Source organism: Nocardiopsis sp. MT53, from assembly GCF_019598965.1.
Classification (GTDB): Bacteria; Actinomycetota; Actinomycetes; order Streptosporangiales; family Streptosporangiaceae; genus Nocardiopsis; species Nocardiopsis changdeensis.
In genome coordinates this window covers 1435890-1454707 of sequence record NZ_CP080599.1, presented here as the reverse complement: position 1 = coordinate 1454707, position 18818 = coordinate 1435890, and the positions used below count along the sequence as shown (strand labels likewise).

The 18818-nt window shown below is 73.6% G+C and carries 19 protein-coding genes; 18 read left to right on the top strand and 1 reads right to left on the bottom strand.

Annotated elements, in window-relative coordinates; translation table 11 throughout:
• Window positions 1–108: 108 nt before the first annotated feature.
• Complete coding sequence (locus tag K1J57_RS06190) at window positions 109–636, bottom strand: inorganic diphosphatase (protein WP_220563510.1); 528 nt, start codon at window positions 634–636, stop codon at window positions 109–111.
• A gap of 76 nt (window positions 637–712) precedes the next feature.
• Here K1J57_RS06190 and dacB point away from each other — a divergent pair, with 76 nt between their 5' ends.
• From dacB to K1J57_RS06100, 18 genes are all read left to right on the top strand, one after another.
• Window positions 713–2071 carry a D-alanyl-D-alanine carboxypeptidase/D-alanyl-D-alanine-endopeptidase gene (gene dacB, locus K1J57_RS06185; RefSeq protein ID WP_220563509.1) on the top strand — a complete coding sequence of 453 codons (1359 nt, stop codon included), beginning with the start codon at window positions 713–715 and terminating at the stop codon, window positions 2069–2071.
• A gap of 143 nt (window positions 2072–2214) precedes the next feature.
• The gene (locus K1J57_RS06180; protein WP_220565365.1) at window positions 2215–3297 is read left to right on the top strand and encodes a zinc-dependent metalloprotease; all 1083 of its coding nucleotides are present in this window, start codon (window positions 2215–2217) and stop codon (window positions 3295–3297) included.
• Window positions 3294–4262 carry a tRNA lysidine(34) synthetase TilS gene (tilS, locus tag K1J57_RS06175; protein WP_220563508.1) on the top strand — a complete coding sequence of 323 codons (969 nt, stop codon included), beginning with the start codon at window positions 3294–3296 and terminating at the stop codon, window positions 4260–4262. The genes K1J57_RS06180 and tilS overlap by 4 nt, the downstream gene beginning before the upstream one ends.
• A gap of 155 nt (window positions 4263–4417) precedes the next feature.
• The gene (gene hpt, locus K1J57_RS06170; RefSeq protein ID WP_220563507.1) at window positions 4418–4972 is read left to right on the top strand and encodes a hypoxanthine phosphoribosyltransferase; all 555 of its coding nucleotides are present in this window, start codon (window positions 4418–4420) and stop codon (window positions 4970–4972) included.
• A 217-nt stretch (window positions 4973–5189) separates the two neighbouring features.
• Entirely contained in the window at window positions 5190–7220 is a 2031-nt protein-coding gene (gene ftsH, locus K1J57_RS06165) for an ATP-dependent zinc metalloprotease FtsH (RefSeq protein WP_255646859.1), read from the top strand.
• Window positions 7220–7810 carry a GTP cyclohydrolase I FolE gene (folE, locus tag K1J57_RS06160; RefSeq protein WP_255647126.1) on the top strand — a complete coding sequence of 197 codons (591 nt, stop codon included), beginning with the start codon at window positions 7220–7222 and terminating at the stop codon, window positions 7808–7810. The genes ftsH and folE overlap by 1 nt, the downstream gene beginning before the upstream one ends.
• Window positions 7811–7950: 140 nt before the next feature.
• Window positions 7951–8811, top strand: coding sequence for a dihydropteroate synthase (gene folP, locus K1J57_RS06155; RefSeq protein ID WP_220563506.1), 861 nt, complete (start codon window positions 7951–7953; stop codon window positions 8809–8811).
• Entirely contained in the window at window positions 8808–9254 is a 447-nt protein-coding gene (locus K1J57_RS06150; RefSeq protein ID WP_220563505.1) for a nuclear transport factor 2 family protein, read from the top strand. The genes folP and K1J57_RS06150 overlap by 4 nt, the downstream gene beginning before the upstream one ends.
• Window positions 9251–9637, top strand: a complete 387-nt coding sequence (gene folB, locus K1J57_RS06145; protein ID WP_220563504.1) for a dihydroneopterin aldolase — start codon at window positions 9251–9253, stop codon at window positions 9635–9637. Before K1J57_RS06150 ends, folB begins: the two co-directional genes overlap by 4 nt.
• Complete coding sequence (gene folK / locus K1J57_RS06140) at window positions 9634–10167, top strand: 2-amino-4-hydroxy-6-hydroxymethyldihydropteridine diphosphokinase (protein ID WP_220563503.1); 534 nt, start codon at window positions 9634–9636, stop codon at window positions 10165–10167. Before folB ends, folK begins: the two co-directional genes overlap by 4 nt.
• Complete coding sequence (locus tag K1J57_RS06135; RefSeq protein WP_220563502.1) at window positions 10164–10658, top strand: DUF3180 domain-containing protein; 495 nt, start codon at window positions 10164–10166, stop codon at window positions 10656–10658. Before folK ends, K1J57_RS06135 begins: the two co-directional genes overlap by 4 nt.
• 156 nt (window positions 10659–10814) lie before the next feature.
• Complete coding sequence (locus K1J57_RS06130; RefSeq protein ID WP_220565363.1) at window positions 10815–11261, top strand: PH domain-containing protein; 447 nt, start codon at window positions 10815–10817, stop codon at window positions 11259–11261.
• Between the two features lie 273 nt (window positions 11262–11534).
• A complete protein-coding gene (locus K1J57_RS06125) occupies window positions 11535–12890 on the top strand; it encodes a PH domain-containing protein (RefSeq protein WP_220565362.1) in 1356 nt (451 codons plus the stop codon).
• A 244-nt stretch (window positions 12891–13134) separates the two neighbouring features.
• Complete coding sequence (locus tag K1J57_RS06120) at window positions 13135–13374, top strand: chaplin family protein (RefSeq protein WP_073380878.1); 240 nt, start codon at window positions 13135–13137, stop codon at window positions 13372–13374.
• 468 nt (window positions 13375–13842) lie between these two features.
• A complete protein-coding gene (locus K1J57_RS06115) occupies window positions 13843–14088 on the top strand; it encodes a hypothetical protein (RefSeq protein ID WP_220563501.1) in 246 nt (81 codons plus the stop codon).
• A 197-nt stretch (window positions 14089–14285) separates the two neighbouring features.
• The gene (locus K1J57_RS06110) at window positions 14286–15170 is read left to right on the top strand and encodes a Rossmann-like and DUF2520 domain-containing protein (RefSeq protein WP_220563500.1); all 885 of its coding nucleotides are present in this window, start codon (window positions 14286–14288) and stop codon (window positions 15168–15170) included.
• Between the two features lie 68 nt (window positions 15171–15238).
• Window positions 15239–16108, top strand: a complete 870-nt coding sequence (gene panC, locus K1J57_RS06105; protein WP_220563499.1) for a pantoate--beta-alanine ligase — start codon at window positions 15239–15241, stop codon at window positions 16106–16108.
• A gap of 44 nt (window positions 16109–16152) precedes the next feature.
• Entirely contained in the window at window positions 16153–18744 is a 2592-nt protein-coding gene (locus K1J57_RS06100) for an L-aspartate oxidase (RefSeq protein WP_220563498.1), read from the top strand.
• Window positions 18745–18818: the final 74 nt, after the last annotated feature.

The window sequence follows — 18818 nt, the reverse complement described above, 5'->3', positions numbered from 1 at the left end:
GCGGTGTGGGGGAGCCGTGCCGGAGGACGCGGGCCGAGGGCGGCGGGGCGGGCGGGTCCGGCGGAGTCCGCCGGACCGTCGCCCCGGAGGTCGAACGGGAGCCCCGCCCTACTTCTCCTTGTCGCCGGAGATGTGGGAGGAGTCGCCGTGGACGCCCGCCTCCTCGGCGCGCTTGACCGAGGCGATGATCTCCTGCTCGGCCTCGTGGCGGCCGACCCAGCTGGCGCCCTCGACGGACTTGCCGGGCTCCAGGTCCTTGTAGACCGTGAAGAAGTGCTCGATCTCCAGGCGCTCGAACTCGTTCACGTGGTGAATGTCACGCAGGTGCTCCATGCGCGGGTCCGTGGCCGGAACGCACAGCAGCTTGTCGTCGCCGCCGGCCTCGTCGCGCATCCGGAACATGCCGATGGCCCGGGCGCGGATCAGGCAGCCCGGAAAGGTCGGGGCCTTGAGCAGGACGAGGGCGTCCAGCGGGTCGCCGTCCTCACCGAGCGTCCCGTCGACGAAACCGTAGTCGGCGGGGTAGGTGGTGGAGGTGAACAGCATGCGGTCGAGACGGATGCGACCGGTCTCGTGGTCCACCTCGTACTTGTTGCGCTCCCCCTTGGGGATCTCGATCGTAACGTCGAATTCCATGCTGATCTCGGCTCCCATTGCGACTAATGTCGCCGTATAACAACAACGTCAGGCCGCGACACCTAAGGAAGGGCGGGTGCCCCGGGTGCGACGGGTACGAAGTGAGGTCTTCCTCACGCTGGCCCTGCTCAACATATTCGTGCTGATCGCCGGGTTCGCAGCCCTCGATGTGATCGAGGCCCGACCACTCCCCGCGGTGCCCCACCCGGTCGTGAACGCCGAAGGTGCGGCCGCGGCGGAACCCGCGCCCTCGTCCCCGGCGGACCCGGAACGGATCGCGGACGTGATCGATGATCCCATGGCGCAGTCCGGGCTCGCGGAGGGCCTCTCCGCTTTCGTCGTCGACGGGGCCACCGGCCAGGCGCTCTACGAGCGCAGCCCGGACACCCCCGCGGTCCCGGCGTCGACCACCAAGATCGCCACGGCCATCACGGTCCTGGACGCGGTGGGACCCGACCACGTGCTGACCACCACGGCCCACTTCGACCCGGCGCAGGGGATGGTGGTGCTGCGCGGCGCGGGCGACTCCACCCTGACCACGACCGCCGACTCCGCAGCTTACCCGCAGGTGGCCACGCTGGAGGAGCTCGCCGAGCGCACCGCGGCGGCCCTGGCCGAGCAGGGGGTGGACACGGTCTCGGTCGGCTACGACGACTCGCTGTTCACCGGGCCGGACACCGGGCCCTCCTGGAAACCCGGCTACATCACGGAGGGCAGCACCGCCTCCGTCCACGCGCTGATGCACGACAGCGGGCGCGTCTCCCCGGACACGCACTCGCGGGTCCCGGACCCGCCCCGGGCCACCGCCGACGCCTTCGTCAAGCAGCTGAAGGAGGCCGGGCTCACCGTGGAGGGGGGCGAGCCGAGCGAGGTCCTGGCACAGGGAGACCCGATCGCCTCGGTCGACTCCGCGCCGATGACGGCCCTGGTCGAGCACATGATGCTGGCCAGCGACAACAACATGGCCGAGGCGCTGGCCCGGATCGCCGCCCTGGAGACCGGCGGCGAGGCCTCGTTCGAGGGCGGGGCCGCGGCCACCCACCGGGTCATGGACTCCTACGGGATCACGGGGGTCGACCTGGCCGACAACAGCGGGCTGAGCCCGGAGAACCGCATCACCCCGCGCGCCCTGGTGGAGATGCTCCGGGTGGCGGCCGACGACCCCGAGCTCAACGCGGCGATCACCGGCCTGCCCACGTCCAACTCCACCGGGACCCTGGGCAACCGCTACACGGAGGGCACCCCGGTCCACGACGTGGCCGGGCTGATCCGCGGCAAGACCGGAACCCTGAACGACGTGAGCGCGCTCGCCGGGACCGTGCACGACCAGGAGGGCAACATGTTCCTGTTCGCCTTCGTGGCCAACAGCCCGGGCGTCCAGGGCTACCAGCTCGATCCCCTGGCGGCGGCCCTGGCGCGCTGCGGCTGCTCCTGAGCCCGGCCCCCGCCCCCGGCCGCCCCGCGGCGCCGGGGGCGCCGCTTTTCGGCCCGGCTCGGGGTGAACCCGGGGCTTACCCCGAATTGGAACCCCGATCCCCGTGCCGGAAGGCTCTGCGTGGGTAGGCTGCGAATGTGACTGTGATCGACTGGGACGTAGCCGTCAACACCGGTGTCCGCCTCGTCCGACCGGGCCCGCAGGTGGATCTCGCCGACGCGCGACAGGCCGTCGCGCAGTTGCGCGAGCTCTCCACCGTGGCCGCCGGGCACGTGCGCGACTTCACCGGCATGAACCCCTTGGAGCCCACCGGGCCGGCGGTGATCGTCGACCGGCCGGGCTGGATCCGCGCCAACGTCGACGGTTTCCGCACCGTCATCGAACCCGTACTCGAACAGATGGGCGCCGAGCGCCTCAACAGCGGCGGCGCGGCCGCCGCCCTCACCTCCGCCGTGGGCTCCCGGATCACCGGGGTGCAGCTCGGCGCGGTGCTCGCCTACCTGGCCGGGAAGGTCCTGGGCCAGTACGAGCTCTTCCTGCCGCCGGACCCCGACGGCACCCTGCCCACCGGGCGGCTGACCCTGGTCGCCCCCAACATCGTCAACACCGAGCGCGAGCTCGACGTCGACCCGCACGACTTCCGGCTGTGGGTGTGCCTGCACGAGGAGACCCACCGCATGCAGTTCACGGCCACGCCGTGGCTGCGGGGGTACGTCCAGGAGCTGATGCGCGAGCTGCTGCTGTCCACGGAGATGGACGCGGGCGACCTCATCACCCGGCTGCGCGCCGCGGGCGAGGCCGTGGCGGACGCGGTGCGCGGCGGGGAGGGCAACCTCCTCACCGCCATCCAGACGCCGGAGCAGATCGAGATCATGGACCGGGTCACCGCCGTGATGAGCCTGGCCGAGGGCCACGGCGACTACGTCATGGACGCGGTCGGGCCGGGCGTCGTGCCGTCGGTGGAGCGGATCCGCGCCCGCTTCCAGAAGCGGCGGGAGGCGGTCAACCCCCTGGACCGGCTGCTGCGCCAGCTGCTCGGCATGGACATGAAGATGCGCCAGTACGAGGAGGGCGCCGCGTTCGTCCGCGAGGCGGTGGCCCAGGTCGGCATGGCCGAGTTCAACAAGGTGTGGACCTCGCGCGAGACCCTGCCCACCATCGCGGAGATCCGCGACCCCTCCGCCTGGGTGAACCGGGTGGTGCGCCCGGCGGCCATCACCGAATGAGCGGTCCGCCCCCCGCCGTGGCCGCCGTCCGGTCGGCGGTCCGGCGGGCCCTGGCGCCGCTGCCCGCGGGCACCGCGGCGCTGGTGGCGTGCAGCGGCGGGGCCGACTCGCTGGCGCTGGCCGGGGCGGCCGCCTTCGAGGCGCCCCGGCTGGGACTGCGGGCCGGGGCGGTCACCGTCGACCACGGGCTCCAGGAGGGTTCGGCCGAGCGCGCGGAGAAGGTCGCCGCGGTCCTGTCCGGACTGGGCCTGGACCCGGTGTCGGTCCGCGCGGTCGAGGTGACCGGGCCGGGCGGGCCCGAGGGCGCCGCCCGGACGGCCCGGCACGCGGCGCTCGCCGAGGCCGCCGCCGAACACGGGCCCGCGGTGGTGCTGCTCGGCCACACCCTCGACGACCAGGCCGAGACGGTCCTGCTGGGCCTGGCCCGCGGCTCGGGCGCCCGTTCCCTGGCCGGGATGGCCCCGCGCAACGGCCACCTCCTGCGCCCCCTGCTCGACCTGGACCGCGCCACGGTGCGCGCCGCCTGCGCCGCCATGGGGCTGGCCCCGTGGGAGGACCCCCACAACGCCGACGCCCGGTTCGCCCGCTCCCGGGTGCGCCACGAGACCCTGCCCGTCCTGGAGCGGACCCTGGGCCCGGGCGTCGCCGCGGCGCTGGCCCGCACCGCCTCCCTGCTGCGCGCCGACGCCGACGCCCTGGACTCCCTGGCCGACGGGCTGCGCTCCCGGGCGCGGACGGGGGAGGGCCTGTCCGCGGCCGTCCTGGCCGACGCCCCCGAGGCGCTGCGGACCCGCGTCCTGCGCGGGGCCGCGATCGACGCGGGCTGCCCGGCGGGCGCCCTCACCGCCCGGCACGTGCGGGAGGTCGACCGGCTGGTCACCGCCTGGCGCGGCCAGGCGCACCTCGACCTGCCCGGCGGGGTGCGGGCCCGGCGTGTCGCCGGTCACGTCCGCTTCGAGCGCTGACGGGCGGAACCCGTCGGCGGCCCGGTGTGTCACCCGGTGCCGGGCTCCGGCCCGGCCGGGGCCGGCCCCGGGGCAGCCCGTCGGCGCCCCCGGGACGTTCGGCACGTTTATCCTGGTTGCCGCAAACGGGGAACCCAGCAGCGAGGACAGTGAGCGTGGACGCTAAGGACATGGGCCGGGACCTGGAGAAGGTCCTGGTCACCGAGGAAGAGATCAAGGCGCGCCTGGTCGAGCTCGGAGAACGCATCGACGCCGACTACGCGGGCAGGGACCTCCTGATCGTCGGGGTCCTCAAGGGCGCCGTCATGGTGATGGCCGACCTGGCCCGGGTGCTGCACACGCCCGTCTCCATGGACTGGATGGCGGTGTCCTCCTACGGGGCCGGGACGACCTCCTCCGGCGTGGTCCGCATCCTCAAGGACCTGGAGACCGACATCAAGGACCGCGACGTCCTCATCGTCGAGGACGTCATCGACTCCGGCCTGACCCTGTCCTGGCTGGTGGGCAACCTCCGGTCGCGCGGGCCCCGCTCGGTCGAGGTCTGCACCATGGTCCGCAAGCCGCTGGCCTTCGAGGTGGACCTCGACGTCAAGTACATCGGCTTCGACCTGCCCAACGAGTTCATCATCGGCTACGGGCTCGACTACGCCGAGAAGTACCGCAACCTGCCGTTCATCGGCACTCTCGCCCCGCACGTCTACGAGCAGTAGCGGGGAACAAGCGGCGGGGGCGCGATCGTTGCTCTCATGACGGGCCCCCGCCCCGGCGCATCCGGAAGGGGTGCGCCCGTCCGACGGGTGTACCGTCGATTTCGATCCCGGCGTACTCGCGGGGAACGCACGTGTCCGATAAGAGGTCCTGCCTCGGAAAGTCCTCCGGTGCGGGCGGCCTGGTCAGGAGGGACGGACCCGACGGGGTTCCGCTCACATGAATCTGAAGCGCTTTTTCCGCGGCCCGTGGATATGGATACTGGCCGTTCTCGCCATGCTCCTCCTCGTCTTCAACGTCTTCGACCTGGGCGGGGAACCGCAGCCCGAAGAGACCGACATCTCGACCGTCCACCAGCTCATCGAGCGCAACGAGGTGGACAACGCCGAGATCATCGACCGTGACCAGCGCATCGTGCTGACCACGACCGACGACGAGATCCTCGAGGCCTACTGGGTGGCCGGCCAGGGCCTGCAGCTCGCCGACATGCTCCAGGCCTCGCTGGACGAGGAGGGCACCGAGCTCCAGGGCTACGAGGTCTCGGTCGCCACGACCCCGCTGTGGACCACGGCGCTCTTCAGCTTCCTGCCGATCCTGCTCATCGTCGCCATCTTCTGGTTCGTCTTCAGCCAGATGCAGGGCGGCGGCTCCCGCGTGATGAACTTCGGCAAGTCCAAGGCCAAGCTCATCACCAAGGACACGCCCAAGAACACCTTCTCCGACGTCGCCGGGGCGGACGAGGCCATCGAGGAGCTCCAGGAGATCAAGGAGTTCCTCCAGAACCCGGCCAAGTTCCAGGCGATGGGCGCCAAGATCCCCAAGGGCGTGCTGCTGTTCGGCCCGCCCGGCACCGGCAAGACCCTGCTGGCCCGCGCCGTCGCGGGCGAGGCCGGGGTGCCGTTCTACTCCATCTCCGGCTCGGACTTCGTCGAGATGTTCGTCGGTGTGGGCGCCTCGCGCGTGCGCGACCTGTTCGAGCAGGCCAAGGCCAACGCCCCCGCGATCATCTTCATCGACGAGATCGACGCCGTCGGCCGCCACCGCGGCGCCGGCATGGGCGGCGGCCACGACGAGCGCGAGCAGACCCTCAACCAGATGCTGGTCGAGATGGACGGCTTCGACGTCAAGGGCGGGGTCATCCTCATCGCGGCCACCAACCGGCCCGACATCCTGGACCCGGCGCTGCTGCGCCCGGGCCGCTTCGACCGGCAGATCGTCGTGGACCGCCCCGACATGGACGGCCGCCGCGACATCCTCAAGGTCCACTCCAAGGGCAAGCCGATGGCCGAGGACGTCGACTTCGACACCATCGCCCGGCAGACCGCCGGGATGACCGGCGCCGACCTGGCCAACGTCATCAACGAGGGCGCCCTGCTGTCGGCACGCGCGGGCCGGGAGACCATCACCCACGCGGTGCTGGAGGAGGCCATCGAGCGCGTCATGGCCGGACCCGAGCGCAAGAGCCGGGTCATGTCCGAGCGCGAGAAGAAGATCATCGCCTACCACGAGGGCGGCCACGCCCTGGTGGGCCACGCGCAGGCCAACGCCGACCCGGTGCACAAGATCACGATCCTGCCCCGCGGCCGCGCCCTGGGCTACACCATGTCGGTGCCGACCGAGGACAAGTTCCTCACCTCGCGCTCGCAGATGATGGACCGGCTCGCCATGATGCTGGGCGGCCGCGCCGCCGAGGAGCTGGTCTTCCACGAGCCCACCACGGGCGCGAGCGACGACATCGACAAGGCCACCAGCCTGGCCCGCAACATGGTCACCGAGTACGGCATGAGCGAGCGCCTGGGCGCCCGCAAGTTCGGGTCGTCGAGCAACGAGCCGTTCCTGGGCCGGGAGATGGCGCACTCGCGCGAGTACTCCGAGGAGATCGCCTCCATCATCGACGAGGAGGTGCGCCGCCTCATCGAGTCCGCGCACGACGAGGCCTACGAGGTCCTGGTCGAGTACCGGGACGTCCTCGACGACCTGGTCGTGGCCCTGCTGGAGAAGGAGACGCTCTCCCGCGAGCAGGTGCTGGAGATCTTCGCGCCGGTGAACAAGCGCCCGGCCCGCGGCTCCTACACCGGCTACGGCAAGCGCCAGCCCTCCGACCGGCCCCCGGTGCACTCCAAGAAGGAGCTGGCCATGCTCAACGGTGCCGAGGCCAACGGCTCCGAACCGGGCACCGCACTGCACGAGGTCACCGGCCACGGTGTCGGGAACGGGGCGTCCGCCCCCGGAGAAGGGGACGAGGCGTGATCGAGCCGGACCAGCCCAGACCCGTGGACCGCGAGCGCATCGAGCGCGCCGTCCGCGAGATCCTCATCGCCATCGGCGAGGACCCCGACCGCGACGGCCTGCTCAAGACGCCGGAGCGGGTCGCCCGCGCCTACGAGGAGCAGTTCGCCGGACTCGGGCAGAAGCCCGACGAGGTGCTCACCACCGTGTTCGAGGCCGGGCACGAGGAGATGGTCCTGGTCAAGGACATCGAGCTGTACTCCACCTGCGAGCACCACCTGGTGCCGTTCTACGGGGTGGCGCACGTCGGGTACATCCCCGGCTCCGACGGCCGCATCACCGGCCTGAGCAAGCTCGCCCGCCTGGTCGACGTCTTCGCGCGCCGCCCCCAGGTGCAGGAGCGGCTCACCGGCCAGGTGGCCGACGCCATCATGGAGCACCTCAACCCGCGGGGCGTGATCGTGGTCGTGGAGGCCGAGCACCTGTGCATGACGATGCGCGGGGTGCGCAAGCCCGGGGCCCAGACCGTCACCTCGGCGGTGCGCGGGATCTTCCGCAGCAGCGACCGCACCCGCTCGGAGGCGATGAGCCTCATCCTGGACCGCCGCTGACCGCCGGCGGGTGACGTGGAGAACATCCGGACAGGGGCCGGGGGCGTGCGCCCCCGGCCCCTGTGGTTACGCGTAAGGTGACCCCCATGGGGCCGAAATACACACTTCCGGGCCTGCCCGATCGCGGGCGGTGCCTGGTCATGGGGGTAGTGAACGTCACCCCCGATTCCTTCTCCGACGGCGGAGCCTGGTTCGACCCCGAGCGGGCGGTCGAGCACGGCCTGCGGCTGGTGGACGAGGGCGCCGACATCATCGACGTCGGCGGCGAGTCGACCCGCCCGGGCGCCCAGCGCGTTCCGGCCGAGGAGGAGCTGCGCCGGGTCGAACCGGTGGTCAGGGCCCTCGCCGCGCGCGGAGTGGCCGTCAGCGTGGACACCATGCGGGCCGAGGTCGCCGAGCGGGCCGTGGAGGCCGGCGCCGTCCTGGTCAACGACGTCAGCGGCGGGCTGGCCGACCCGGCCATGGCGCGGCTCGTGGCCGCTTCCGGTGTCTCCTACGTGTTGATGCACTGGCGCGGGCATAGTCATGACATGCAGAGCCGTGCCGTGTACACGGATGTCGTCCAGGAGGTCATCGATGAGCTCCGCGACCGTATGGAGGCCATGATCAGTGCAGGCGTCGACCCGGGGCAGATCGTCCTCGACCCGGGACTCGGATTCTCCAAACGACCCGAGCAGGCCCACAACTGGGCGCTCCTGAGGCATCTCGACCGGTTCCACGAGCTGGGCCGCCCCGTCCTGGTGGCGGGGTCGCGCAAGCGCTTCCTGAGCCGGCTGCTGAGCGAGCCCAAGGGGGAGGAGCGGCCCTTCCTCGAATGCGACGCCGCCACCGCCGCCCTGACCACCCTGTCGGCCGACCGGGGCGCCTGGGCGGTGCGGGTGCACGACGTGCGCGCCAGCGCCGACGCGGTCCGGGTGGCCGCCGCCTGGTCCGACGGCGGGAAGGCCCTCGTCGAGGGGCGCTTCGAGGACGCCGACGGCACGGGTCGGGGCCGCCGGTGAGGTCCCGCCAGGAGGTCATGGAGCGCGTGGCCGAGGCCAACGCGCAGTTCTACAGCGCCATCGAGAACGGCGACATCGACCTGATGCGCAGTGTGTGGGCCGAGGAGCACGAGGCCCCCGACCTGGTGTGCGTCAACCCCGGGTGGCCGCTGCTGCGCGGCCGCACCGAGATCATGCGGGCCTGGTCCCTGATCATGGCCAACGTCACCTACATCCAGTACGTCCTCACCGAGACCCACATCGGGGTGGGCGGCGACATCGCGATGGTGACGTGCGAGGAGAACGTGCTCACCGCCGAGGACGGCAACCCCGGGTTCATCGCCGGGGGCCAGGTCGTCACGACCAACCTGTTCGTCGACACCGCGCAGGGGTGGCGGCTGTGGTCCCACCACGCCTCGCCGGTGCTCATGGGCGACGACGAGGACGAGGGCGGGGAGGAATGACCGACCGCATCGCCCTGCGGGGCCTGCGGGCCCGCGGCCACCACGGCGTGTTCGACTTCGAGCGCCGCGAGGGCCAGGACTTCGTGGTGGACGCCGTCCTGTACCTGGACCTGGCGCCCGCCGCCGCCTCCGACGACGTGGCCGACACCGTCCACTACGGACTGCTCGCCGACCGGCTGGTCGCGATCGTCACGGGGGAGCCGGTGGACCTGATCGAGACCCTCGCCGAGCGGCTGGCCGCCGAGTGCACGGCCGACCCGCGGGTGCGCGGGGTCGAACTGACCGTGCACAAGCCGTCGGCGCCGATCGAGCACGAGTTCGCGGACGTGTCCGTGACCGTGGTGCGCGGCGCCGTGCCCGGGGCGGGGGGTGCCGCGCGGTGACACGTGCCGTCCTGGCCCTGGGGTCCAACCTCGGCGACCGGTGGGCGACCCTGCGCGGCGGGGTGGAGCACCTGCTGACCGGGGCGGGCGCGCCCGCCCCGGTCGCGCTGTCCCCGGTGTACGAGACCGCCCCGGTGGGCGGCCCCGAACAGGGCGCCTACCTCAACGCCGTGGTGGTCGTCGAGACCGACGGCACGCCCGGGGAGCTGCTGGAGCGCGCGCAGGCCGCCGAGCGCGCCTTCGACCGGGTGCGCGAGGTCCGCTGGGGCCCGCGCACCCTGGACGTGGACGTCATCGCCTTCGGCGACGTGCGCTCCGACGACCCCGTCCTGACGCTGCCGCACCCGCGCGCCCACCTGCGGGCGTTCGTGCTGCGCCCGTGGCTGGACGCCGACCCCGGCGCGGAGCTGCCCGGGCGCGGACCGCTCGCCGACCTGCTGGCCGCGGTGGAGGCCGCGGACACCGGGGGCGAGCAGAAGCTCCGCCGACGCGACGACCTGCGGCTGTTCCCGCCCGGGGGGACCCGATGACCGACGAGGAGGACGACGAGCGGCGCCTGCACCCCACCGGGTGGCGCACGCCGCTGCTGCTCGGGGTCGTCGGCCTGCTGCTGGGGGCGCTGTTCGGGACGGCGCTGCCCGGACTGCCGCCCATGCCGTGGACGGCGATCCCCACGCTGCTGCTGCTCGCCTTCGCCGAGGCGTTCACCGCCGGGCGGACACGGCGCCGGATCCGCCGGGCGCCCGGCACCGAGCCGATCCCGCCGCTCAGCGCCGCCCGCCTGGTCGCCCTGGCCAAGGCGAGCGTGCTGGCCGCCGCGCTGTTCGGCGGCTTCTGCCTCGGGGTGGCGCTGACGGTCGTGGACAACCTGGGGCTGCCGGTGCACCGGGAGGTGTTCCTCACCGCCCTGGGAACGGCGCTGGCCGCGGGCGTGCTGGCGGCCGCCGCCCTGTACCTGGAGTACGCCTGCCGGGTGCCCGGGGACGAGGACCGCGACGACGACCGCCCCGGGACGGCCTGACCGATCCCGGACCGCCTCCGGACGGGGAGCGGCGGCAAATGGTTGACTGGGCCCGTGGACACCAGCGAACCGACACCGACCGACCCGCCGCCCCCCGTGCCGGAGCGCCCGCTCGACGCGGCCTTCGCCGCGCCCGAGGGCACCGAGTGGCTCCGGGTGTCCCCGGCCCTGGCCTGGTACCGCCGTCTGGTGGTGGGCGCCCTGTGCCTGGGGTCCGGGCTGATCGGGGTGCTGCTCCTGTTCCTGTGGGCGGACCGGGTCTGGGCCGCCGTCTGGGCGGTCGCGGCCCTGGCCGTGCTCGGCGCGGGCTGGGTGCTGGCCGGCCGTTTCCAGGGCTCCTGGGGGTACGTCGAGGGGGCGACGGAGCTGTACCTGACGTACGGGGTGTTCGTCCGCCAGCTGGTGGTCGTGCCCTACGGGCGCATGCAGGTGGTGGACACCACCGCCGACCTGCTCGAACAGGCGCTGGGCATCGCCACGGTGCGGGTCCGCACCGCCGCCAGCACCGCCGACACGCGCGTGGTCGGCCTGCCGTTGGCGGAGGCCGTGGGTCTGCGCGACCGGCTGGCGTCCCGCAGCGAGACGTTCTCCACGGGGTTGTAGATGCACGAACCCGACCGTCCCGACTCTCCCCGCCCCCAGGGGCCGCCGCCGGCGCCGCAGGACCCGCCGCGGGCTCCGCAGCCCGTGCCGCAGCGGCCGCCCCAGGCACCGCCGGGGCCGCCGCAGCGGTCGGCGCCCCCGGGGCACCCGCACCCGCCCGGACCGCCCCGTCCCGCGCACCCGCCCGTGCCGCAGGGGCCCGTGTCGCAGTGGCCGGTGCCGCAGGGGCCCGGGCCGGCCGGCTCGGGGCCGCCGGGGTACGGGCCGCCGGTGATGCTGCCGCCCACGGTGTGGCAGCGCCAGCCCCCGGCCCCGCCCCGGCGCCGGGAGGAGGACGTCACCACGGGCGTGTACCGGGCGCACTGGTCGATGGTGCCGATCCGCGTCCTCGCGGTGACCCTGGCCTTCGTGGCGCTGGCCGGCCCCATCCTCACGATCTTCGGGTACGCGTGGGTGGTCATGCTGACCATCGCGGTCCTGTTCGGCGCGCTCGCCTACACGCTGCCCTCCTGGTGGTACGGCAGCTTCGGGCTGCGCGAGGACCACCTGGTGGTGCACAGCGGACTGGTGATGCGCGGCTCCCGGGAGATCCCGCTGAGCAGGCTCCAGGCGGTCGACGTGGTCCGGCCGCTGCTGGGCCAGGTGTTCGGCCTGGCCGAACTGCGCATCGAGCTGGCCGGCGGCGACAACAGCGCGGTCCGCCTGCGCTACCTGCGCCACGGGACCGCCGAGAAGATGCGCGTCGCGGTCCTGGCGCACGCCGCCGGGCTGTCCGGCCGCTCGCCGGAGGCGCCGGAGTGGCCCTTCTACCGGCTGCCGTTCCTGCTCCTGCTGGGCGCGCTCACCTTCCGGGTCCCGGTGCTGCTGGCCTCCCTGGGCCTGGCCGCGACGGTCACCGCCGGAGTGATGTTCCGCGAGCCCGGGGTGCTGGGGGCGCTGGTGCCGCTCACGCTGGGGCTGATCCGGTCGTTCTGGGGACCGCTGGCCCGCTACACCGACTACTACGCCTCGGTCTCCTCCGACGGGCTGCGGCTCCGCTACGGGATGTTCCAGCGGCGCATGCAGACGGTCCCCCCGGGCCGGGTCCAGGCCGTGCGGGTGGTGGAGCCGCTGCTGTGGCGGGCGCTGGGAGTGGCCCGCGTCGAGGCGACGGTGGCCGGGTACGCGGGGGCCCGCCAGGCCGACTCGGCGGCGCTGCTCCCGGTGGCGCCCCGGCGGCGGGCCTACGCGCTGGTCAACGAGCTGTTCCCGGAGAGCGAGGTGGCGTACGTGCCGCTGGTCCCGGGCCGGAAGGGCTCGCGGTCCCTGGTGGGCGTGGACGCGCACCTGTTCGTGACCGTCTCGGGGCTGTTCTGCCGGGTGACGGAGGTCGTGCCGATGGAGCGGGTGCAGTCCCTGCGGCTGACCGCCGGCCCGCTGTCCCGGTTCACCGGCCGGGTGGCGTTCGGCGTGGGCGTCCCGCCGGGACCGGTCCGGGCGCGGGCCCAGAACAGGGAGGCGGCCGAGGCCCGCCGCCTGCTGGACGAGATGGTCGACCTGGGGAGGCGGGCGCGGGTCCCGGCGGCGGGCCCCGAGCGCTGGGCGACGCGGGCGACCATGACACGCGCGGAGGACTCCGGGGGAGAGTGATGTGACGTGCGGCACATCGAAGGCGCAAATTGCTGCCGCTAATGGCTCTCATGTCCGACATGGGTGCTCACGATGGGTGATACCTCCAGGTCAAGGCTGCAAAAAGCTCGCGTGTTCTGGCCTCTGGCGGCCGCCGAGTATGGCTAAATGGTGACCGAACACGTTGAGTGTTCTCGGTTGTACACATGGTCAACGTTATCGACCGATCGGCGCCCCCGCCGTTCGGTCCGAACGGGAGAAACACATGCTGAAGAAGGCTTTCGCCGCCAGTGCCATCGTCGCCGCCGCCGCGGGCGTTCTGTTCACGGGCGCTCCGGCCATGGCCAACAGCAACGTCTTCACCTCCGGCAACGGAAGCATCCTCGGCGGCAACCAGCTGGTGGCCGACCTGGACGTTCCGATCAACGTCTGCGGCAACGCGATCGCCATCCTCGGCGTGGCCGGCGCCAACTGCGTGGACTCCGGCGCCACCGTCAAGAACTAAGGACGACCGCGTTCCGGCCCTGACGGCCGGGAGGGTCCCGGCCGGAGACGTCCCCGTCGGGGGCGTCCCGGCGGATCCGGGGCCGAGTGGACTTCCCGGGCGCCGCTCCGTGACGACGGAGCGGCGCTCCTTTTTCATGTCCGGGGCCGGTCGTGTTCCGCGTCCGGGGCCGACCGTGCCGCGCACGAATCCGTGCTCCGGATAGGCCATCGGCTGTAAAGCGCATTGGCGTCGTGCTGAATCACCGCCGATGGTGACGCTTCGTGCTTCTTCGGGCCGCCGCTTGGCCGCCCTTTGCCCCGAAAAGCCATCACGCAACGTCACTCAAAAGGAATTCTTCGTGATGATCCCAGTTCAGAGGGGTCGAAAACGCGGGGTCCACGGGTAGTTTCAGCACCGGTGCCGACACGGCGCCAGCGACGAGCCCGGGCGGTCCCCCCGACCCGGACACGACAAGGAGAACGCGTAGTGCTGAAGAAGACGCTCGCCACCGGTGCACTGGTCCTGGCCTCCTCCGCCGGGATCCTCCTCTCCGCGGTACCGGCGGCGGCGCAGAGCGGGGCCTGGACCTCCGGCCACGGCTCCAACGTCAGCGGCAACATCGCCTACATCAACGGCATCGAGAACGTGAACCAGGGCTGCGGCAACTCCAACGCCGTCCTCGGCCAGTCCCTGGCCTCCTGCTTCAACTCCGGGGTGATCATCCAGGACTGACCCGGCCGCCCCGAGCGCGGGGCGCCGCGGCGGTGGACCGGGGGGCGGGCCCGACGGGGCCCGCCCCCTCGCGCGTCCTCCGGGAAGCGCCCTCGACCAGGGGCGGCGCGCGGGAGGGGGCGGCGGGGAGGACTATCGTGTGCTCAGGCGTCACGGCCGGGGAGGGCCGGACGCACTCACGACGAGGGGGCACAGGCATGGAGACCACGCAGGGGCGTCCGGCCCGGCTGCGGATCGGCGTCATCGGTCCCGGCCGCGTCGGCTCGGTCCTGGGCCGGGCGCTGGGCCTGGCCGGGCACCGGGTCGTCGCCGCCGCGGCCGTCTCCGAGGCCTCCAAGGCCCGCGCCGCCGAGCGCCTGCCCACCGCGCGGCTGATGGAGCCCGCGCGCGTGGTCGAGGCCGCCGACCTCGTCCTGCTCACGGTCCCCGACGACGCCCTGGCCGAACTCGCCGAGGGGCTGGCCGCCACCGGCGTCGACCTGCGCGGCAAGCTCCTCGCCCACGCCAGCGGGGCCCACGGGTACGGGGTGCTGGCCCCGGCCACCGCCGCCGGCGCCCTGCCGCTGGCCCTGCACCCGGCCATGGCCTTCACCGGCCGCGACGAGGACCTCGAGAGGCTGGCCGACTGCGCGTTCGGGATCACCGCCCCCGACCCGCTGCGGCCCATCGCCGAGGCACTGGTGGTCGAGATGGGCGCCGAACCCGTCTGGATCGCCGAGGACAAGCGCACCCTCTACCACGCGGCCCTGGCCGGGGGCGCTAACCACCTGGTCACCCTCGTCGCCGACAGTGCCTCGCTGCTGTCCGCCGCCGGGGTACCCGACCCCGGCCGGATGATCGCCCCCCTGCTCAGCGCCTCCCTGGACAACGCCCTGAGACTGGGCATCCACGGCCTCAGCGGCCCGGTCCTGCGCGGCGACGCCGGGACCGTCGCCGGACACATCGAGCAGCTGCGCGCCCACGCGCCCGAGAGCGCCGCCGCCTACATCGAGCTGGCCCGGCTCACCGCCGACCTGGCCATCAACGCCGGGATGCTCAAGCCCGAGGCGGCCGAACCGCTCCTCGACGTACTGCGCCGCTGACCGTCCCGCCCGCCGCCGCGGCACCCGGACCACCACCGACACGTCACGGACACCCCAGGGGAACCCGCATGACCTCATCCACCGACCGCTCCGCCCCGCTCGTCGTGCGCACGCCCCACGAGCTGCGCCGCGCCCTGGCCGACGCCGGGCGCACCGCCCTCGTGCCCACCATGGGCGCCCTGCACGGGGGGCACCAGAGCCTCATGCGGATCGCCCGGGAGCGGGCCGACACCGTGGTCGTGAGCATCTTCGTCAACCCCCTCCAGTTCGGCCCGAACGAGGACTTCGACCGCTACCCGCGCGACCTGGAGGGCGACACCGCCCGGTGCGCCCAGGAGGGCGTGGACGTGGTCTTCGCCCCGGAGACCGGGACCATGTACCCGGCCGGCCGGCCCATGGTCACCATCGAGGCGGGGGCGATGGGGGAGCGGCTGGAGGGTGCCTCCCGGCCCGGCCACTTCACCGGCGTCCTCACGGTGGTCGGCAAGCTGTTCCACCTGGTCCGGCCCGACCTGGCGGTCTTCGGGGAGAAGGACGCCCAGCAGATCGCGCTCATCCGCCGCATGGTCGCCGACCTCGACTTCCCGGTGGAGATCGTGGGCGCGCCCATCCTGCGCGACCCCGACGGCCTGGCCTCCTCCAGCCGCAACGTCTACCTCTCCGCCGCCGAGCGCACCGCCGCCCTGGCGCTGTCGCGCTCCCTGGAAGCGGCCCGCGGCGCCGCCGGGCGGGGGGCCGCCGCGGCCCGGGCCGCGGCGGCCGCGGTGCTGGAGGAGGCGGCCGCGGGCGAGCCGCCGGTCGAACCCGACTACCTGGCCCTCATCGACCCGTCCACCTTCGCCGAGGTCGCCGACGACCACCGCGGTGACGCGGTGCTGGCGCTGGCCGCCCGGGTCGGCACCACCCGCCTGATCGACAACACGTCGATCCGCTTCTAGACCACCGGTCCCGCGTCACCGCGCCCTCCCCGGAAGAAGATCCCATGAGCACAGCCACCCCGACCCGGCTCGACGCACCCGCGCCGGGCTGGACCGTCACCGCCGACGTCGTCATCGTCGGCTCCGGCATCGCGGGCCTGAGCACCGCGCTCGGCTACCTGGGCCGCGCCGGGGCCGGGCGCGTCGTGCTCGTGACCAAGGACCGGATCTCCACCGGCTCCACCGCCTACGCCCAGGGCGGCATCGCCGCGGCCGTGGCCCCCGGGGACGACCCGGTCGCCCACATGGTCGACACCCACCTGGCCGGGGCCGGGCTGTCGGACCCCTACGCCGTCCACGTCCTGGCCGCCGAGGGTCCCGAGGCGCTGCGCCGCCTCATCGCCCTGGGAGCCGAGTTCGACCGCGACGCCGACGGCGGCCTCTCCCTGACCCGGGAGGGCGGCCACCGCGCCGACCGGGTCGCCCACGCCGGGGGCGACGCCACCGGGGCGGAGATCCAGCGCGCCCTGGTCGAGGCCGTGCTGGCCGAGGAGCGCATCGAGATCATCGAGCACGCGGTGGCGCTGGACGCCCTGCGCGATCCCGGCACCGGTGCGGTCTGCGGCGTCTCCCTGCACGTCATGGGGGAGGGCAGCCGCGACGGGGTCGGCGCCGCCCTCGCCCCGGCCGTGGTGCTGGCCACCGGCGGGCTCGGCCAGATCTTCGCCGCCACCACCAACCCGCCGGTCTCCACCGGCGACGGGCTCGCCCTGGCCGCCCGGGCCGGGGCCCGCCTGCGCGACCTGGAGTTCATCCAGTTCCACCCGACGGTGCTCTGGCTCGGCGCCCAGGCCCGCGGCCGCCAGCCCCTGGTCTCGGAGGCGCTGCGCGGTGAGGGCGCCTACCTGGTGGACGCGGAGGGGAACCGGATCATGGAGGGCGTCCACGAGCTCGCCGACCTGGCCCCCCGGGACGTGGTCGCCCGCACCATCGCCAGGACGATGGCGGAGCAGGGCGTCGACCACGTGTACCTGGAGACCCGCCACTTCGGCGCGGCCGTCTGGGAGAGCCGCTTCCCGACCATCCTGGCGTCCTGCCGTGAGAACGGCATCGACCCGCTGGCCGAGCCGATCCCCGTCGCCCCGGCCGCCCACTACGCCTCCGGCGGCGTGGAGGTGGACATCGACGGCCGCACCGGGGTCCCCGGCCTGTGGGCGGTGGGCGAGGTCGCCCGCACCGGCGTCCACGGCGCCAACCGGCTCGCCTCCAACTCGCTGCTGGAGGGCCTGGTGTTCGCCGAGCGCATCGCCGCCCGGCTGGCCGCCGAGCGCGGACCGCTGCCGACCGGGGGCGTTTCCGCCCCGCGGGTGACCGCCCTGCCCGACCCGGCCGTCGTCGCCCGGATCCGCTCCCTGATGTCGCGCCACGCCGGGGTGCTGCGCACCGGCGAGGGCCTGGCGACGCTGGTCGCCGAGCTGGACGCCCTCACGGGCTCCGCCGCCCCGGTCACCCCCGACACGGCCTCCTGGGAGGCCGCCGACCTGCTCACGGTGGCCCGCCTCGTGGCCGCCGCCGCGGCCCACCGCACCGAGAGCCGCGGCTCCCATCAACGCGCCGACCACGCCGGCCCCCGCCCGCAGTGGCGGGTCCGCCCGGTGATCGTCCGACTGGAAGGGGACACACCCGTGGCCACCGACGAACCCTGGACCCCCTCGCTGCCGCCCGGGCTCACCGCCGAGCTCGACGCCATCGCGTTCCCCCTCGCCGGGGACGCCCCCGGGCCGGACGCCCGCGCCGAGTTCACGCTCCCCTGGACCGCGCCCCACCAGGCGCACGTGGACCTGGTCCGCCGGGCCCTGGCCGAGGACCTCACCGGCGGGGCCGGGGTCGACGTCACCTCCGTCGCCACCATCCCCGCCGACCAGGTCCGCACCGCCCACGTGGTGGCCCGCGCCGACGGGACCGTCTGCGGCCTGCCGCTGGCGGAGCTGGTGTTCTGGCTGGTCTCCGACGGCGCCCTGGAGGTCACCCGGCAGGCGTCCGACGGCGACTCCGTCAAGCGGGGCGACATCCTCATGGCCGTCACCGCCCGCACCCGCGACCTGCTCACCGCCGAGCGCACCGCTCTCAACCTGCTCACCCACCTGTCCGGGATCGCCACCGCCACCCGCGCCTGGGTGGACGCCGTCGCCGGGACCGGCGCCCGCGTCCGCGACAGCCGCAAGACCCACGGCGGGCTGCGCGCCCTGGAGAAGTACGCCGTGCGCTGCGGCGGCGGGGTCAACCACCGCTACTGCCTCAGCGACGCCGGGCTCATCAAGGACAACCACGTGGTCGCCGCGGGCGGTGTGGGCGCCGCCGTCCGCGCCGTGCGCGAGCGCTTCCCGGGGATCCCCCTGGAGGTCGAGGTCGACCGGATCGACCAGATCGAGGAGGCCCTGGCGGAGGGCGCCGAGGAGATCCTGCTCGACAACTTCACCGTCCCCGAGCTCGCCGAGGCCGTCGCCCTGGTGGCCGGGCGCGCCCGCCTGGAGTCCTCGGGCGGCCTGACCCTGGACGTCGCCGCCGACGTCGCCGGGACGGGGGTGGACCTCCTCGCCGTCGGCGCCCTCACCCACTCCAGCCCCGCCCTGGACATCGCCCTCGATCTGCTGTGAACGGATCCGCCGTCCGACTTCCCGTGAAGGCCGGGATTGGGAGAGGATTCCCAGAAAAGACACTTCGACCAGGA